General features: G+C 74.1%; 14 protein-coding genes. 9 read left to right on the top strand and 5 right to left on the bottom strand.

Going from position 1 to position 14,959, the window contains the following annotated elements:
- Positions 1-2 precede the first annotated feature (2 nt).
- Genes ACZ2G1_RS15495 through pknB form a run of 5 tightly spaced genes read left to right on the top strand, consistent with a single transcriptional unit; the run spans position 3 to position 8,498 of the window.
- Positions 3-1,499, top strand: coding sequence for a PP2C family protein-serine/threonine phosphatase (locus ACZ2G1_RS15495; protein ID WP_017834091.1), 1,497 nt, complete (start codon positions 3-5; stop codon positions 1,497-1,499).
- Complete coding sequence (locus ACZ2G1_RS15490) at positions 1,496-3,256, top strand: FtsW/RodA/SpoVE family cell cycle protein (protein ID WP_109243679.1); 1,761 nt, start codon at positions 1,496-1,498, stop codon at positions 3,254-3,256. The genes ACZ2G1_RS15495 and ACZ2G1_RS15490 overlap by 4 nt, the downstream gene beginning before the upstream one ends.
- Complete coding sequence (locus ACZ2G1_RS15485) at positions 3,253-4,698, top strand: peptidoglycan D,D-transpeptidase FtsI family protein (RefSeq protein WP_017834093.1); 1,446 nt, start codon at positions 3,253-3,255, stop codon at positions 4,696-4,698. The genes ACZ2G1_RS15490 and ACZ2G1_RS15485 overlap by 4 nt, the downstream gene beginning before the upstream one ends.
- The gene (locus ACZ2G1_RS15480; RefSeq protein WP_035930249.1) at positions 4,695-6,452 is read left to right on the top strand and encodes a protein kinase domain-containing protein; all 1,758 of its coding nucleotides are present in this window, start codon (positions 4,695-4,697) and stop codon (positions 6,450-6,452) included. Before ACZ2G1_RS15485 ends, ACZ2G1_RS15480 begins: the two co-directional genes overlap by 4 nt.
- Before the next feature lie 3 nt (positions 6,453-6,455).
- The gene (gene pknB, locus ACZ2G1_RS15475) at positions 6,456-8,498 is read left to right on the top strand and encodes a Stk1 family PASTA domain-containing Ser/Thr kinase (RefSeq protein WP_035930253.1); all 2,043 of its coding nucleotides are present in this window, start codon (positions 6,456-6,458) and stop codon (positions 8,496-8,498) included.
- A gap of 22 nt (positions 8,499-8,520) precedes the next feature.
- Here pknB and ACZ2G1_RS15470 read toward each other — a convergent pair whose 3' ends face one another.
- Entirely contained in the window at positions 8,521-9,159 is a 639-nt protein-coding gene (locus ACZ2G1_RS15470) for an anthranilate synthase component II (protein ID WP_017834096.1), read from the bottom strand.
- Positions 9,160-9,301: 142 nt separating this feature from the next.
- Here ACZ2G1_RS15470 and ACZ2G1_RS15465 point away from each other — a divergent pair, with 142 nt between their 5' ends.
- Positions 9,302-9,703 carry a cell division protein CrgA gene (locus ACZ2G1_RS15465; RefSeq protein ID WP_017834097.1) on the top strand — a complete coding sequence of 134 codons (402 nt, stop codon included), beginning with the start codon at positions 9,302-9,304 and terminating at the stop codon, positions 9,701-9,703.
- Complete coding sequence (locus tag ACZ2G1_RS15460; RefSeq protein WP_126346562.1) at positions 9,700-9,930, top strand: hypothetical protein; 231 nt, start codon at positions 9,700-9,702, stop codon at positions 9,928-9,930. Before ACZ2G1_RS15465 ends, ACZ2G1_RS15460 begins: the two co-directional genes overlap by 4 nt.
- 44 nt (positions 9,931-9,974) lie before the next feature.
- Here the strand turns inward: ACZ2G1_RS15460 and ACZ2G1_RS15455 are convergent, their stop codons facing one another.
- From ACZ2G1_RS15455 to ACZ2G1_RS15440, 4 genes are all read right to left on the bottom strand, one after another.
- A complete protein-coding gene (locus ACZ2G1_RS15455) occupies positions 9,975-10,571 on the bottom strand; it encodes a YceI family protein (protein WP_017834099.1) in 597 nt (198 codons plus the stop codon).
- 127 nt (positions 10,572-10,698) lie between these two features.
- Positions 10,699-11,415, bottom strand: a complete 717-nt coding sequence (locus ACZ2G1_RS15450) for a flavin reductase family protein (RefSeq protein ID WP_017834100.1) — start codon at positions 11,413-11,415, stop codon at positions 10,699-10,701.
- 170 nt (positions 11,416-11,585) lie between these two features.
- The gene (locus tag ACZ2G1_RS15445) at positions 11,586-12,137 is read right to left on the bottom strand and encodes a flavin reductase family protein (protein WP_109222290.1); all 552 of its coding nucleotides are present in this window, start codon (positions 12,135-12,137) and stop codon (positions 11,586-11,588) included.
- A gap of 22 nt (positions 12,138-12,159) precedes the next feature.
- Entirely contained in the window at positions 12,160-12,855 is a 696-nt protein-coding gene (locus ACZ2G1_RS15440; protein ID WP_109222291.1) for an alpha-ketoglutarate-dependent dioxygenase AlkB family protein, read from the bottom strand.
- A 137-nt stretch (positions 12,856-12,992) separates the two neighbouring features.
- Between ACZ2G1_RS15440 and ACZ2G1_RS15435 the strand changes: the two genes are divergently transcribed.
- Entirely contained in the window at positions 12,993-14,012 is a 1,020-nt protein-coding gene (locus ACZ2G1_RS15435; protein WP_109222292.1) for an LLM class flavin-dependent oxidoreductase, read from the top strand.
- A 76-nt stretch (positions 14,013-14,088) separates the two neighbouring features.
- Complete coding sequence (locus ACZ2G1_RS15430; protein WP_126346565.1) at positions 14,089-14,928, top strand: GDSL-type esterase/lipase family protein; 840 nt, start codon at positions 14,089-14,091, stop codon at positions 14,926-14,928.
- The last annotated feature ends 31 nt before the right edge of the window (positions 14,929-14,959 follow it).

Raw genomic sequence — 14,959 nt, 5'->3', positions numbered from 1 at the left:
GCATGGCGATCGCCTTCCGCTACGCGGCGCGCTCCGACGTGGGCCGGGTCCGCTCGAAGAACGACGACTCCGCCTACGCGGGCCGTCACCTCGCCGTGGTCGCCGACGGCATGGGCGGGCACGTGGGCGGGGACGTCGCCTCGGCCTCCGCGGTCATGGACCTCACGAGCCTCGACCGCCCGGACCACCACGGCGACGGCGCCACCGTGCTCACGGACGAGATCCAGAACGCCAACCAGAACCTCGCCAAGCTGGTCCTGGGCAACGCCCGCCTGGGCGGCATGGGCACCACCGTCACGGCCCTGCTCGCGGACCAGGACGAGCTCGTCGTGGCCCACATCGGGGACTCCCGCGCGTACCGGCTGCGGGGCGACGAGTTCCGCCAGGTCACCAAGGACCACACCTTCGTCCAGCGGCTCATCGACGAGGGCCGGCTGCGCCCGGACGAGGCCGAGTCCCACCCGCACAAGAACGTCCTCATGCGCGTGCTCGGGGACGTCGACGCCTCCCCCGAGATCGACGTGGAGACCCTCCGCCCGGAGCGCGGCGAGCGCTGGCTGCTGTGCTCCGACGGGCTCAACGCCGTGGTCCGCCCGGAGACCATCCACTCGGTGCTGGGCTCCACCGACGACCTCAACCAGATTGTGGACACGCTCGTGGAGCTGACCCTGGACCGCGGGGCCCCCGACAACGTGACCGTGGTGGTCGTCCAGGTCTTCGAGACCGACGACACCGCCCCCGTGCCGCAGGCCGGCGAGGCCCGCGGCGCCGTCCCGGACCCGGAGTTCGCCCGCACCTCGGACGAGATCACCGGGGACGCCGGGACGCAGGGGACCGCCGAGGCCGAGTCCTCGGCGGCCGCGCTGCGCCGCGACCTCGCCGCGCGCCCCCACCTGTTGGTGGGCGCCGCCGCCAACGCCACCCAGACCGGGCGCATCCCCACCGTGAGCGACAGCGTCCTGGAGCGCCGCGCGACCCTCCTGCAGACCTCCGCCCCGGACACGCTGGCCGATCCGCGGGACGTCGAGTCGGCGCTGCACCGGGCCGACGCCACCGTCCCGTCCCCGCGCCGGCGCCGCCACCGGCGCGCCGTGGCCGTGCTCGCGCTGGCCACGGCAGGGCTGCTGCTCGTGGCCGGGGGCTGGCTGACGAGCGGCTGGATCAGCTCGCAGTACTACGTCGGCGAGCAGCAGGGCAACGTGGCGATCTACAACGGCGTCTCGCAGTCGCTGGGGCCCGTGAGCCTCAGCGACCTCGAGCGCGCCACGGACCTGCGGGTCGAGGACCTCCCGGGCTTCGCCCAGGAACGGGTCCGCAACGCCATCCCCGCCGGCAGCCTCGAGGAGGCGGAGCGGATCGTGGGCGAGCTGCGCGAGTCCGTGCCCGAGGAGACGCCCGGCCCGGAGCCGCGCCCGACGGGCACCGTCCAGCGGGCCACCGCCTCCCCCACCGCCTCGCCCACCCCCTCGCCCGCGGCCTCTCCCGGGGGTGACGGATGAGCGCCCCCGCCGCGACCTCCCCCCGGGAGGAGCAGGCCGAGCCCCGCCAGAAGCCGCGGCGGCTCACCGAGCTGCTCCTGCTCGTGCTCGCCGTGGGCATCGGAGTGGGCGCGAACGTCCTCGTGGACCCCGACCAGGTGGGCTCGGGGGACCCGCACCTCCTCGTCTCCGGGCTGGTCCTGGGCATCGGCGCGCTGGTCCTGCACGTGGTGCTGCGGCTGCGGGCCAAGTACGCGGACCCCTATGTCCTGCCGATCGTGGTGGCCCTCAACGGGCTGGGCATCGCCATGATCCACCGGATCGACCTCACCACGGACCAGACGGCCGCGGGCTCCCAGGTGGTGTGGACGGCCTTCGCCATGACCGCCGCTTGCCTGGTGCTCTGGTTCCTCAAGGACCACCGGGTGCTGCGGCGGATCACCTACATCTGCCTGGTGCTCAGCGGGCTGCTGCTGCTCCTGCCCCTCCTGCCCGGTCTCGGCCTGGAGCTCAACGGCGCCCGGATCTGGATCTCCGTGGGCGGGCGCACCTTCCAGCCCGGGGAGGTCGCCAAGATCACCCTGGCCGTCTTCTTCGCCGGCTACCTCTCGACCAACCGGGACCTCATCCTGCTGGCCGGCAAGAAGATCGGCCCCGTGCGCCTGCCGCGGTTCCGGGACATGGCGCCGATGTTCGCGGCGTGGATCATCGCGATCGGCGTGCTGGTGTTCCAGCGGGACCTCGGCTCCGCGATCCTGTTCTTCGGCCTCTTCCTGGCCATGATCTACCTCGCCACGAGCCGGCTCAGCTGGATCGTCATCGGGCTGCTGCTCGTGGCCGTCGGAGGGTTCTTCGCGAGCCAGACCTTCGGCCACGTGGCGGCACGCCTGGACTCCTGGCTCAACGCGTTCGACCCGGAGGTGTACAACCGGGCCCCGGGCGGCTCCGGGCAGATCGTCCAGGGCCTGTTCGGGCTCTCCTCCGGCGGGCTCTTCGGGCAGGGGCTCGGCCAGGGCCGGCCGGACCTCGTCTCCTACGCCAACTCGGACATGATCATGACCGCGTTCGGCGAGGAGCTGGGGCTCATCGGCCTGAGCGCCGTGCTCGTGCTGTTCTTCCTGTTCGTCACCCGGGGCTTCCGGGCCGCCCTGGGCACCCGTGACTCCTTCGGCAAGCTGCTGGCGGCGGGGCTGTCCGCGGTCATCGTGCTGCAGCTGTTCGTGGTGGTGGGCGGGGTCACCCGGCTCATCCCCCTGACCGGGCTGACCACCCCGTTCATGTCCGCGGGCGGCTCCTCGCTGCTGTCCAACTGGATCATCGCGGCGATCATCCTGGCGATCTCCCACACGGCCCGCCGGCCCGTGGTCACCGGTCCGGCCACCGAGGCCGACCTCGCCGAGATCGCCGCCCACGAGGCCGCGCTGCGCGAGGCGGCGCGGCGCGACGAGCAGGAGCGCGCCGAGCGCCCGGGACGCCGCCGGGACCGCCGTCCCGGGACGGATCCGGACGGGCCCGAGCAGGACGCGGGGCAGGCGGACGGGGTGGACCGCGCCGCCGGAGGGCGGGGCACCGGGGCCGACACGGCCCGCGGCCCGGCGGTGCCCGCCGACACCGCCGCCACCGAGCCGATCGCCGCTGCGGGCCTCGACGGGCACCGGGACGCCGAGGACGCGGACCACCACGGCGGCACCCCCACCGAGGCGATGTCCCGCCTCACCGACAAGGACCGCAGGGGCCCCGGCGGGTCCCGGAGCACCGAGAACGGAGGAGCATCGTGAACCGGGCGATCCGACACACCTGGGTGGCCGGCGTGGCGATCTTCACCGTGCTGCTCCTCGCGCTGACCTACGTGCAGTTCGTCGCGGCGCGCACCCTCGAGGCGCACCCGTGGAACAACCGCAGCCTCTACGACCAGTTCGGCGCGGACCGCGGGGCGATCCTCGTGGACGGGGACCCGAAGGCGTCCTCCGTGCCCTCGGAGGACGACTTCGAGTACCAGCGCGTCTACGCGGACCCGCTGACGTACGGGCACCTCACGGGCTACTTCTCCCTCGTCTACGGCGCCACCGGGCTCGAGGCGGCCCTCGGCGAGGAGCTCTCCGGCGCCTCCGACGAGCAGTTCTACGACCGCGTGGTCTCCATGTTCTCCGGGAACCAGCCCACGGGCGCGTCGGTCGAGCTCACCATCGACCCGGTGCTGCAGCAGACCGCGGCCGAGGTGCTCGAGGGCCGGAAGGGCTCGATCGTGGCCCTCGACCCGGAGACGGGCGCGATCCTCGCCATGGTCTCCACCCCGGGCTACGACCCCAACGAGCTGGCCTCGCACGACTCGGGCTCCGTGATCGCCGCCGCGGAACGGCTCAACGCGGACCCCGACGCGCCCCTCGTCAACCGGGCCGTCGCCGGTGACCTCTACGCCCCCGCCTCGACGTTCAAGATCATCGACACCGTGGCCGCCCTCGAGTCCGGGGACTACACCACGGAGACCCTGATCCCGAACCCCCAGGAGCTGCCCCTGCCCGCCACCGACGTGACCCTGCCCAACTACGTGGGCGGCGGCTGCACCGCCCGTGCGGAGGCGGACCTGGAGTTCGCGCTCGAGCAGTCCTGCAACACGCCGTTCGCCTCGATCGCCCTGGACCTCGGGGAGGACGCGATCCGGGAGACCGCCCGGAACTTCGGCTACGGGGAGCCCCTCTCGGTGCCGCTCAAGGTGACCCCGTCGGTGTTCCCCGAGGAGCTCAACGAGGCCCAGCTCGCGCTGTCCTCGATCGGCCAGTACGACGTGCGCACCACGCCCCTGCAGGTGGCCATGATGAGCGCCACGATCGCCAACAACGGCGTGCAGATGAAGCCCCAGCTCGTGCGCACCGTGCGCTCCGCCGACCTGTCCGTGATCGAGGAGCTCAACCCGGAGCAGCTGCGCCGTTCCACGAGCGCGGACGTCGCCGGGACCGTCTCGGACCTGATGGTGCAGGTCGTCGAGGACGGCATCGCCCGCGGCGCGGCCGTCCCGGGGGTCGAGGTGGCCGGGAAGACGGGCACCGCCGAGATCGGCTCGGACGAAGGCCTCAACGACTCCTGGTTCACGGGCTTCGCGCCGGCCGACGACCCCCAGGTGGCCCTCGCCGTCGTCTTCGAGGACGTGGACGTGGCGACGGGCGCCTCCCTGACCAGTCCCGGTGCCAAGCGACTCTTCGAGGCGGTGTTGAACAAGTGAGACCATCGTCGAGCACCGTCCTGGGCGGGCGCTACGCACTGACCGATCGGATCGCGATCGGCGGCATGGGTGAGGTGTGGAAGGCCAAGGACCGGGTCCTGGGCCGGATCGTGGCCGTGAAGATCCTCAAGGAGGAGTACAACGGGGACCCGAACTTCCTGCAGCGCTTCCGCGCCGAGGCCCGGCACACCGCGCTCCTGAACCACCCCGGGGTGGCCAACGTCTTCGACTACGGCGAGGAGGAGGGCTCCGCCTTCCTCGTGATGGAGCTGGTCCCGGGCGAGCCGCTGTCCAACATCATCGAGCGGCAGAAGACGCTCGCCCCGGACACCGTGCTCAACTACATCGGGCAGACCGCACGGGCGCTGGCGGCCGCGCACGCCCAGGGCCTGGTGCACCGCGACGTGAAGCCCGGCAACCTCATCATCACCCCGGACAACCGGGTGAAGGTCACGGACTTCGGCATCGCCCGCCTGGCGGACCAGGTGCCCCTCACGGCCACCGGGCAGGTCATGGGCACCGCCCAGTACCTCGCGCCCGAGCAGGCCACGGGTCAGACCGCCACGGGGTCCTCGGACATCTACTCGCTGGGCATCATCGGCTACGAGTGCCTGGCCGGGCGCCGCCCGTTCACCGGTGAGTCGCAGATCGCGATCGCCCTCGCGCAGGTCAACGACCCGCCGCCGCCGCTGAAGGACAGCGTGCCCGAGACCGTGCGGGCGCTGCTGATGTCGATGCTGGCGAAGGACCCCAAGGACCGCCCGGCCACGGCCGGCGCCCTGGCCACCGCCGTGGACGCCATCCGCCGCGGGGACGAGGACGCGGCGGTCGCGGCCGTCCCGGGGATGCGCCCCTTCCTCGACCTGCCCGACGACGACGCCACCCAGGCGTTCGAGCCCGTGCGCGACGAGCCGACGCAGGTGCTGGACCGGGACCGCACCGCGGCCGCCGCGGCGACCGGAGCCGCCGCCGCCGGCGGGCCACGGCCCATCACCGCCGAGCTGGACGTCGTCGACGGCCCGGAGGGCCCCGGGGAGGGCCCCGGGGAGGACCCCGGCACCGGTCCGGCCCGTCCCGAGGAGCGCCGGGAGCGCCGCTCGGTGTGGGCCTGGCTGCTGCCGGTGCTCCTGGTGCTGCTCCTCGTGGCGGGGCTGCTGTGGTTCTTCCTGCTGCGCGAGCCGGCGCCCGTGAGCCAGGAGCCCTCCCCCACGGGCACCGTCTCGACCTCGACGGTGCCCGGCGAGCCGACGCCCCCGGCGGCGGAGCAGCCCGGCGCGGACACCGTGGAGGTCCTCGCCGCCCGCTACGAGGGCCGGCCGGTGGACGAGGTGGTGCAGGAGCTCTCCGACCTGGGCTTCCCCGTGGAGCGGCAGGGCCGCACCGCGGACGAGGAGCAGAACACCGTCCTGTCCCTGAACCCCGTGGGCCAGGTGGCGCGGAGCACCACCATCACGGTGGTCTACTCGACCGGCCCGGACACCGTGGAGCTGCCCTCCGGGATGGTCGGCCGCCCGGCCGACCCGCTGATCGACGAGATCCGGCTCCTGGGCGTGAACATCATCCGCTACGACGAGACCACCGAGGACGCCGAGCCCGGGACCGTGCTGCGCACCCAGCCCCTGGGCGGGTCCACCGTCCGCCCCGGCGACACCATCGAGATGTGGGTCGCCGCGGCGCCCGAGACCACCACCGCCCCCACCACCGGATCGCCCTCGCCCACCGCGACACCGACCGGGCCCGGCCAGGAGGGCTGAGCCGTGCCGGGCCGGAACCCCGTCCCCTCCCTCATCAACGACCGCTACGAGGTGGGCGAGACCATCGGCCGCGGCGGGATGGCCACCGTCCACCTGGGGCGGGACCTGCGGCTGGGCCGGCGGGTGGCCATCAAGGTGCTGCGCCCCGAACTGGCCCGGGACGGCACCTTCCACGAGCGGTTCAAGCGCGAGGCCCAGTCCGTGGCCGCCCTGAACCACCACTCGATCGTCTCGGTCTACGACACGGGCGAGATCCTCGCGACGACCGACGAGGGCGTGGACCGGCCGTTCATCGTGATGGAGTACGTGCCCGGCCGGACCCTGCGGGAGCTGATCCACGAGAACGCCGTGACGCCCCAGGAGGCCGTGGACATCACCCTGGGCATCCTCGACGCCCTGGAGTACAGCCACCGGGCCGGCATCGTCCACCGGGACATCAAGCCCGCCAACGTGATCGTCACCCCCGAGCGGCAGATCAAGGTCATGGACTTCGGCATCGCCCGGGCCGTGGAGGACACCTCGCCGGCCCTGACCCAGGCCCAGGCCGTCCTCGGCACCGCGCAGTACCTGTCCCCGGAGCAGGCCCGGGGCGAGTCCGTGGACGCCCGCTCCGACCTCTACTCCGCCGCGTGCGTGCTCTTCGAGATGCTCACGGGCCGGGCGCCGTTCGTGGGCGGGTCCTCGGTGGACATCGCCGCCCAGCACGTCCGGGACCATCCCCCCGCGCCCTCCGAGCTGGACCCGCGGCTCGGCGGGCGCGTCGACGACTTCCTGGCGAAGGCCCTCGCCAAGGACCGCTCCGCCCGCTTCCAGGACGCCGGGCAGATGCGCCGGGCGCTGCGGGAGCTGCGCCCCGCGGTGCCGGGGGACCTGGAGGCCACCCAGCCCCTGCACGCGGTGCGGCAGCGGGACGAGGACACCAAGACCCTCCCGCCCGTCCCCGTGCCCGCCGGGGCGGCCGCTCCGCCGACGGCGGCGGGCACGGCGGTCGCCGCGGCGCCGGTGCCGGCGGACGACCCCGGCAGCGGCTCGACCCCTGCGCGGGACCGCCGACGGCGACCGCTGCGCGCGGCGCTGATCGGCCTGCTCGCCCTCGCGGTCCTCGCCGTCCTCGGGGTCGTGGCCCTCCAGTGGGTCCAGGACCAGCGCGGCGGACCCGCGCTCGTCGCCGTCCCCTACGTGGCGGGGATGGACGCGGCGGTGGCCGAGACGGCGCTGCGCAACGCGGAGCTCGTGCCGCAGCGCGAGGAGGTCTTCGACGACGAGGTGCCCGAGGGCGACGCCGTGGGCACCGATCCCACGGCCGACACACAGGTCGAGGAGGGCTCCGCCGTGGTCCTCGCGGTCTCGCGGGGGCCCGCCGAGGTGGAGGTCCCCGACGACCTCGCGGGCCGGTCCGAGGAGGACGTGCGGGACGCCCTGGAGGCCGCCGGGCTCGAGGCCGGGGCGACCCGCACGGCGAACAGCCCGTGGGTGCCCCAGGGGATGCTGGTCGCCACCGACCCGGCCGGCGGGACCACCGTTCCGAGCGGCTCGGAGGTGCAGCTCGTGCTGTCCACGGGGCGGGTGACCGTGCCGCAGCTCGTGGGCCTGAGCCGGCAGGAGGCGGTCGCGGCCCTCGGCGCGGACGCGGTCCGCCTCTCGTCCGAGGTCGTCACCACCCCCCGGGCCGGAGTGCCCGCCGGGCAGGTCGTGGACCAGAGCGTCGACGCCGGACAGTCCGCGCCGCAGGGCTCGACGATCACGCTCACCGTGGCGGTCGCCCCGGAGCCCGAGCCCGCTCCGGAGCCGAGCCCCTCGCCCACCCCGTCCCCCTCCCCGGAGGCGACCGAGGACGAGGAGGAGGCCGAGGAGACCGCCGCACCGGAGGAGGAGGAGTCCGAGCCCGGCAGCACCCCGGACGACTCCGCCGAGACGTCCCCGGAGGACTCCCCCGAGACCGAGGCGCGCGACGACGACGAGCAGGACGGGATCCCCCAGCAGGCGGCCGACCGGGCCCGCGAAGCGCTCGAGCAGGGCGCGGACCGAGGGCCCCGGCGCGACTGACGTCCGGGCCGGCGGCCGAGGGTCAGACGGCGATCAGCGGGGACAGCGACATGGCGGCCCGCGCCGCGCCCTTGAGCCCTACGAGCTCGAGCCAGTTGCCGAGCATGAGGTAGCCGCCCTCGGTGAGGACGGACTCCGGGTGGAACTGCAGCCCGTGCAGCGGGGCGCTCTTGTGGCGCAGCCCCATGATCACCCCGTTCGGGGTGCGGGCGGTGACCTCGAGGACGTCGGGCACGGACTGGTCCACGACGGCGAGCGAGTGGTAGCGGGTCGCGGTGAACGGACTGGGCACGGCGCCGAAGACGCTCGTGCCGTTGTGCTCCACCCGGGAGGTCTTCCCGTGCATGAGCTCCTCGGCGTGGGTGACGGTTCCCCCGTACGCCTCCGCGAGGGCCTGGTGGCCGAGGCAGACGCCGAGCAGCGGCTGCCCCGTCCGCTCGGCGTGGCGGATCAGGGCGGTGCACACGCCGGCGTCGGCGGGAGCGCCCGGGCCGGGCGAGAGGAGGACGCCCTGGTGCTCGTCGGCGAGCGCGCACGCGGCGGTCTCGTCGAGGTCGTCGTTGCGGATGACCGTGGTCTTCGCACCGAGCTGCTCGAGGTAGCCGACGAGGGTGTAGACGAAGCTGTCGTAGTTGTCCACGACGAGGATCTTGACGGTCACAGGATCTCCTGGGAGTGGGGTGCCTCTCGGCGCGTGCGCCCGTCCAGCTTACGCGTCCGCAGGAGGGCGCGCACCGGGCGGCTAGACTGGTGCACCGGACCCCCCGCCGTGAAGACGGCCCGCTTGGTGATCAGGAGGATCAGTGCCCGAGTCCAAGAACCGCCGCAAGAAGCCGGCCCGCCGTCCGGGCGGCTCCGGACGGTCGACGCCGGCCGCCGCCCCGCCCGTCGACGCGGAGCTGGCGCGGCTGGCGGCGGAGGGGCTGCCCGGCGGCTCCACCGCGTTCGACCCGGAGGCCGCCGCGAACGCGGTGGCGCAGGAGCTCACCGAGCGCTCCCGGCACGGCTCCCCGGAGACCCACGCCCCGACGCCCACCTGGTACAAGGCCATCATGCTGGGCCTGCTGGTGGCCGGGCTGCTGTGGCTCATCGTCTACTACCTCTTCCAGGGCACCTATCCCGTGCCCGGGATCGGCACGTGGAACATCGGGGTGGGCCTGGCCCTGATGATGGTGGGGCTGATCATGACCACGAAGTGGCGGTGACCTCGGTGCCCCCTGCCGGCACCGGCCCCGAGGACCCGCACCAGGACCCGCACGAGGAGTCGCAGGAGCCCTCCCCCAAGCCGCTCGAGGACGAGATCGCCGAGTCCCGGCCGAAGGACGGGCGGCGGTTCAACGCCGCCACGTTCGAGGTGCGGCTGCGCCGGTGGGCGCTGCTGCTGCTGGTCGCGGGTCCCGCGATCTGGTTCCTGGTGCAGCAGCTCCGCTAGCCGCACCGGCCCGCGGCACCGCTCCCGTGCGCGCCCGTCGGGGATCAGGCCTGGGCCGAGGCGGCCTCCTGGCCCTCGACGGTCTCCTCGGGGTCGTTCTGCGGCGCGGTGAACGCCACGTCGAGGCTGATGACGACCTTGTCGGAGACGAGGACCCCGCCGGCCTCCATCGCGGCGTTCCAGGTGATGCCGAAGTCCTTGCGGGAGATGGTGGTCTCGGCGGAGAAGCCGGCGCGGGTCACGCCGAAGGCGTCGACGACCACGCCGCTGAAGTCGGTGGCGAGCTCGACGGTGCGGGTCACGTCCTTGATGGTCAGCTCACCGGTGATCGTGCCCTCCTCGCCGTCGAAGGCCACGGCGGTCGAGGTGAAGGTCATCGTGGGGTGCTCCTCGACCGCGAAGAAGTCGGCGCTGCGCACGTGGGCGTCGCGGTCGGCGTTCTTGGTGTCGATGCTCGCCATCTGGACCGTGGCGTTCAGGGTCGAGCTCTCGACCGGGTCGGTGACCTCGAGCTGCGCGTCGACCTCGCCGAAGGTGCCGCGCACCTTGGAGATGCCGGCGTGGCGGACGGTGAAGCCGACCTCGGAGTGGGCGGGGTCGAAGGTCCAGGAACCGGGGACGAGACCGTTGAGCTGGGACATGGTGTTCTCCTTGGGGATCGGTGGCGAGCAGGTTGTTGCTTCGTCAACTACTCTAGGAGCGCCTTGGTGATGTGTCAACAACAAAGTCCGAAGTTCTTCCGGGTTCCCGGGGGCCGCCCCCGGACATTCAGGCCTCGGGGTCCAGGGCGGAGCGGTCGTTGAGCTCGTGGAACCGGCGGCGGTGGTAGACGAGGGGGACGCCCGTGCCCTCGTGGCCGAGGACGTCGACCACGGCGGCGTTGAACACGAGGGCGGGCCCGGCCTTGATCCGGGCCAGCGGGACCGCGCGCAGGACCCGGGCGACGTTGAGCAGCCGGGGCTCCCCCGTCTCCAGGTACTCCCAGGGCATGTCCGCCCCGAAGCGCGGCGCCCCGGAGACGGCGAAGGACCGGGCGAGGTCGAGGTTCTCGGCGTCCAGCAGGTGCACCAGGAAGGAGTCGGCCTCGGCCAGCAGCGCGGCCGAGCCCTGACGGGCCTGCAGGGAGAAGCCGAGGATCGGCGGCACGGCCGACACGGAGGACACCGAGGACGCCGTCAGGCCCACCGGCCCCTCGGGGCCCCGCGCGGTGATGATCGCGACCCCCGCGGGGTGGTGGGCGAAGGCCGCCTTGAACGCCTCGCCCACGTGCTCCAGGTCCTGGAGGTGGTCTGCCGGGACCTCGAGGTCGGCGACCGACGCGGCCGCGCGCTCGGCCGGGGGGCCGGGCCGCGGGACCGCGCTCAGCCGCGGCTCCTCCGCCGTCCGCTCGGGCGTCCGCGCAGGGCTCTGCTCCGGTGCGCCGCCGGCCGGCGCGTCGTCGCCGTGCCCCCGACGAGGCCGGCGTTCGTGGTGCTGGGCCGCCATGAGTGTCCTTCCGTGGAGAGCCGTGGGAACGGTGCCGCCGGGCGGCCCCACCGGTCCACGCTACGTCCGGAACCGGAGCGGAAGTCAATCGATTCCGCCGCTGACGGGGCGGGAGAAACCCGACGTCACAGTCTTGCACGGGGGCCGTCGTCGTGTCCGGCGCCCCCGGGTCACCGGGTCAGGCCCCGGTAGCCGCGGGCGTAGTGCACCAGCGGGTCGTCGGCCCGGGCCTCCGCGACTCCGCGGCCCATCGCGGTCACCTCGCCGACGACGACCCGGTGCGTCGCGGCGGTGTGCACGGCCACGGTGGAGAGCTCGAACCACGCGAGCGCCCCGTCCAGGACGGGCGCCCCCGAGCGCGGCGCGCGCCGGAAGGGCACGCCGTCCAGCAGGCCCTCGACCGGATTGCCGGGGCTCGCGAGCCAGTTGGCGACGCCCTCCTGGTCCCGGCGCAGCACGGAGAGCGTCCACGCGCCGGAGGACTCCACCGCGTCGCAGATCCGCCCCTCCTCGAAGAGGCTCACGAGCATGGTGGGCGGGTCGTAGGAGACGTCGAGGAACCCGGTCACGGTCGCGGCGACGTCCCGCCGCCGGTGCCGGGCGGCCACGACCGCCACGCCGGAGGCGATGTCCGCGGCGAGCAGGCGGTAGGCGCCGACGTCCTCGGCGTCCGGCGCCGCCGGGTCGATCAGGTGGGCCGGTGCGGGATCGGGGAGCTCCATCCCGCCAGTCTGGCACGGGGACTCAGCGCTCCGGCCGGGACCGTCCCGTCATCCGGAGGGTCAGGTTCAGCCGCCCGCCCTTCATGCCCAGCGCGGCCGCCCCCGTGCCGGGGCGGATGCGCGGCACCCCGTGGAACGCGTAGCGGGAGGGTCCGCCGAAGACGAAGAGGTCGCCGCTGCGCAGCTCCACGTCCCGGTACGGCGCCGAGCGGGTCTGCGTGTTCCCGAAGCGGAAGACGCAGGTGTCCCCGAGCGAGAGGGAGACGATCGGCGCGGCGGAGGCCTCGTCCCTGTCCTGGTGCATGCCCATCCGGGCGTCCGCGTCGTAGAAGTTCACCAGGGCGGTGTCCGGCCGGTAGTCCTGCGCGTCCGGGCTGCCGGGGCCGTAGGCCTCCCGGGCGGCCCGGCGGCCCAGCTCGGTCAGCCACGGGGGCATGTCCGGTGCCCGCTTGCGCTCCCCGGTGCGAAGATAGCGGTAGGGCGCCCAGTCCCAGCCCAGGGTCGTGGAGCGCACCGACATCCGGCCGCCGCCCGGGAGCACCATGTGCCGCATGGGCACCGGGCCCACGGCCCACTCCCGGCAGCGGAGCACCAGGTCCCGCTGCTCCTCGGGCCCGAGCCACCCCGGCACGTGGACGGCGCCGGGGGCGATCTCCGCGCGCTCCCGGGGCAGCTCGAACAGCTCGGGCGCCGAGAACGGGGTCGAGGGGTCGATCATGCTGCCGAGCGTAGCCGCGACCGCCGACACCGCGCACCGGCACCGCGGGCGGCGGCACCGGTGTGCGCCCCGCCACGGCGGTCCCGGGCGGAGAGGAGTAGCGTGGAGGGTCTCCCGATCACCGTGAAAGGTCCGCCGTGCCGCTGCCCCTGTCCGTCATCGACTTCGCCACCGTCCGCAAGGGCGCGTCCGTGGGCGAGAGCTTCGCCGACTCCGTGCGCCTCGCCCAGCACGCCGAGCGCCTGGGGTACCTGCGGGTCTGGTACTCGGAGCACCACAACATGCCCACGATCGCCTCCTCGGCCCCGGCCGTGCTGATCGCCCACGTCGCCGCGCACACCTCCACCGTCAGGTTGGGCGCGGGCGGCGTCATGCTGCCCAACCACTCCCCCCTCGTGATCGCGGAGCAGTTCGGCACGCTCGCCGAGCTGCACCCCGGACGGATCGACCTGGGCCTGGGCCGGGCCCCCGGCACGGACCTGCGGACGGTGCGGGCCATGCGCCGGGACCCCTCCGCCGCCGAGCAGTTCCCGCAGGACGTCCGCGAGCTGCAGGGCTATCTCAGCGGCCGCTCGATCGTCCCGGGGGTCAGCGCCGTGCCGGGCGCCGGGACGGACGTGCCCCTCACGATCCTGGGCTCCTCGCTGTTCGGCGCCCAGCTCGCCGCCGCCTACGGGCTGCCCTACGCCTTCGCCTCCCACTTCGCCCCCGACGCGCTCGTGGACGCCGTGGCCGCCTACCGCGCCGGGTTCCGTCCCTCCGAGCAGCTCGCGGAGCCGTACGTCGTCGCGGCCGTCAACGTCATCGCCGCGGACACCACCAAGGACGCCGCCGAGCAGCTCGGGACCGCCCGGCGCGAACGGGTGCGCGCCATGGTGGGCCGCGGCCGCGAGCTGAGCGAGGCCGAGCTGGACATGGTGATGGACAGCCCCGCCGGGCAGCAGATCCTGCACATGCTGCACTGGTCGGCCGCGGGCACGGGCGACGAGGTCCGGTCCGCCCTGGAGGACTTCGCGGCCACGGCGGACGCCGACGAGCTCATGATCGCCCCCGCGTCCCCCACCCAGGAGCAGGTGCTGCGCTCCCTCGAGCTCCTGGCCGGGTCCTGGGGTCAGGACGCCGGGACAGACCTTCCCTCCGCCGCGTCGCGACTGTAAATTCAGGGAGTCACCGGCGTCCGCCGTCACGGCGCCGCCCCCGGGAGGCGCCACCGCCCCCCGAAAGGTCCCCGCCATGTCCTCAATCATCGCCCGACGCACCGTCACCGCCCTGGCCGCGGCGCTCGCCCTCTCGGGCGCGGCCGCCTCCCCCGCCGCCGCGGCCCCGCGCACCGTCGAGGTCGTCAACCTCGGCGACTCCTACTCCGCGGCCTTCGGCACGGGCGGGCTCCAGGCGGTCGAGGGCGTTCCCGGCTGCGTCCAGGGCACGGGACGGGACCACGTCGACAAGCTGGACGCGCACCCCCGGATCGAGGTGACCCTGGACGCGGCGTGCGCCGGCTACGAGACGCACCATGTGCGGAAGCTCGTCGCCACGGAGCCGGTCGCCGACGCCCTCGACTCGGCCGACCTGGTGACACTGACCCTGGGGGGCAACGACATCGGGTGGGGCGGGTTCATCGAGGCGTGCAGCGCCCCCGCCGAGGCCGCCTACGGTCCGGCGCCGTGCGACGCCAAGCTCGCGGAGGCCCCCGCGCTCATCGCGTCCGCCGCCGCCTCCGCGGGCAAGACCGTCGCGGCCGTCGACGCGGCGTCGGACGCGCGCATCGTGGTGCTGGGCTATCCGCACCTCTTCGACGACCGCGCGGACAGCCCGCTGATCTCCGCCGAGCGGGCCGCCCAGCTCAACGACTGGACCGACGAGCTCAACGCGGCTCTCGCGGCCGGCGTGGAGGAGGAGGGCGCCGTCTTCGTGGACGTCACCGACCGCTTCCGCGGCCACGGCGTCGGCTCGGCGGACCCGTGGATCCTCTTCGGCCCCGACGCCGGCAGCCACAACCTGCACCCGACCGAGCGCGGCTACCTCTCCGGCTACTTCCCGGGGCTCCTCGGGCAGGCCGCCCGGGCCCGCTGACCGCTCCCCGGGCACGACGAGGCCCCCGGAC

The organism is Kocuria sp. KKT182, from assembly GCF_055635395.1.
The sequence above is the reverse complement of the archived record's forward strand: the minus strand, read 5'-3'. Positions and strand labels throughout refer to the sequence as shown.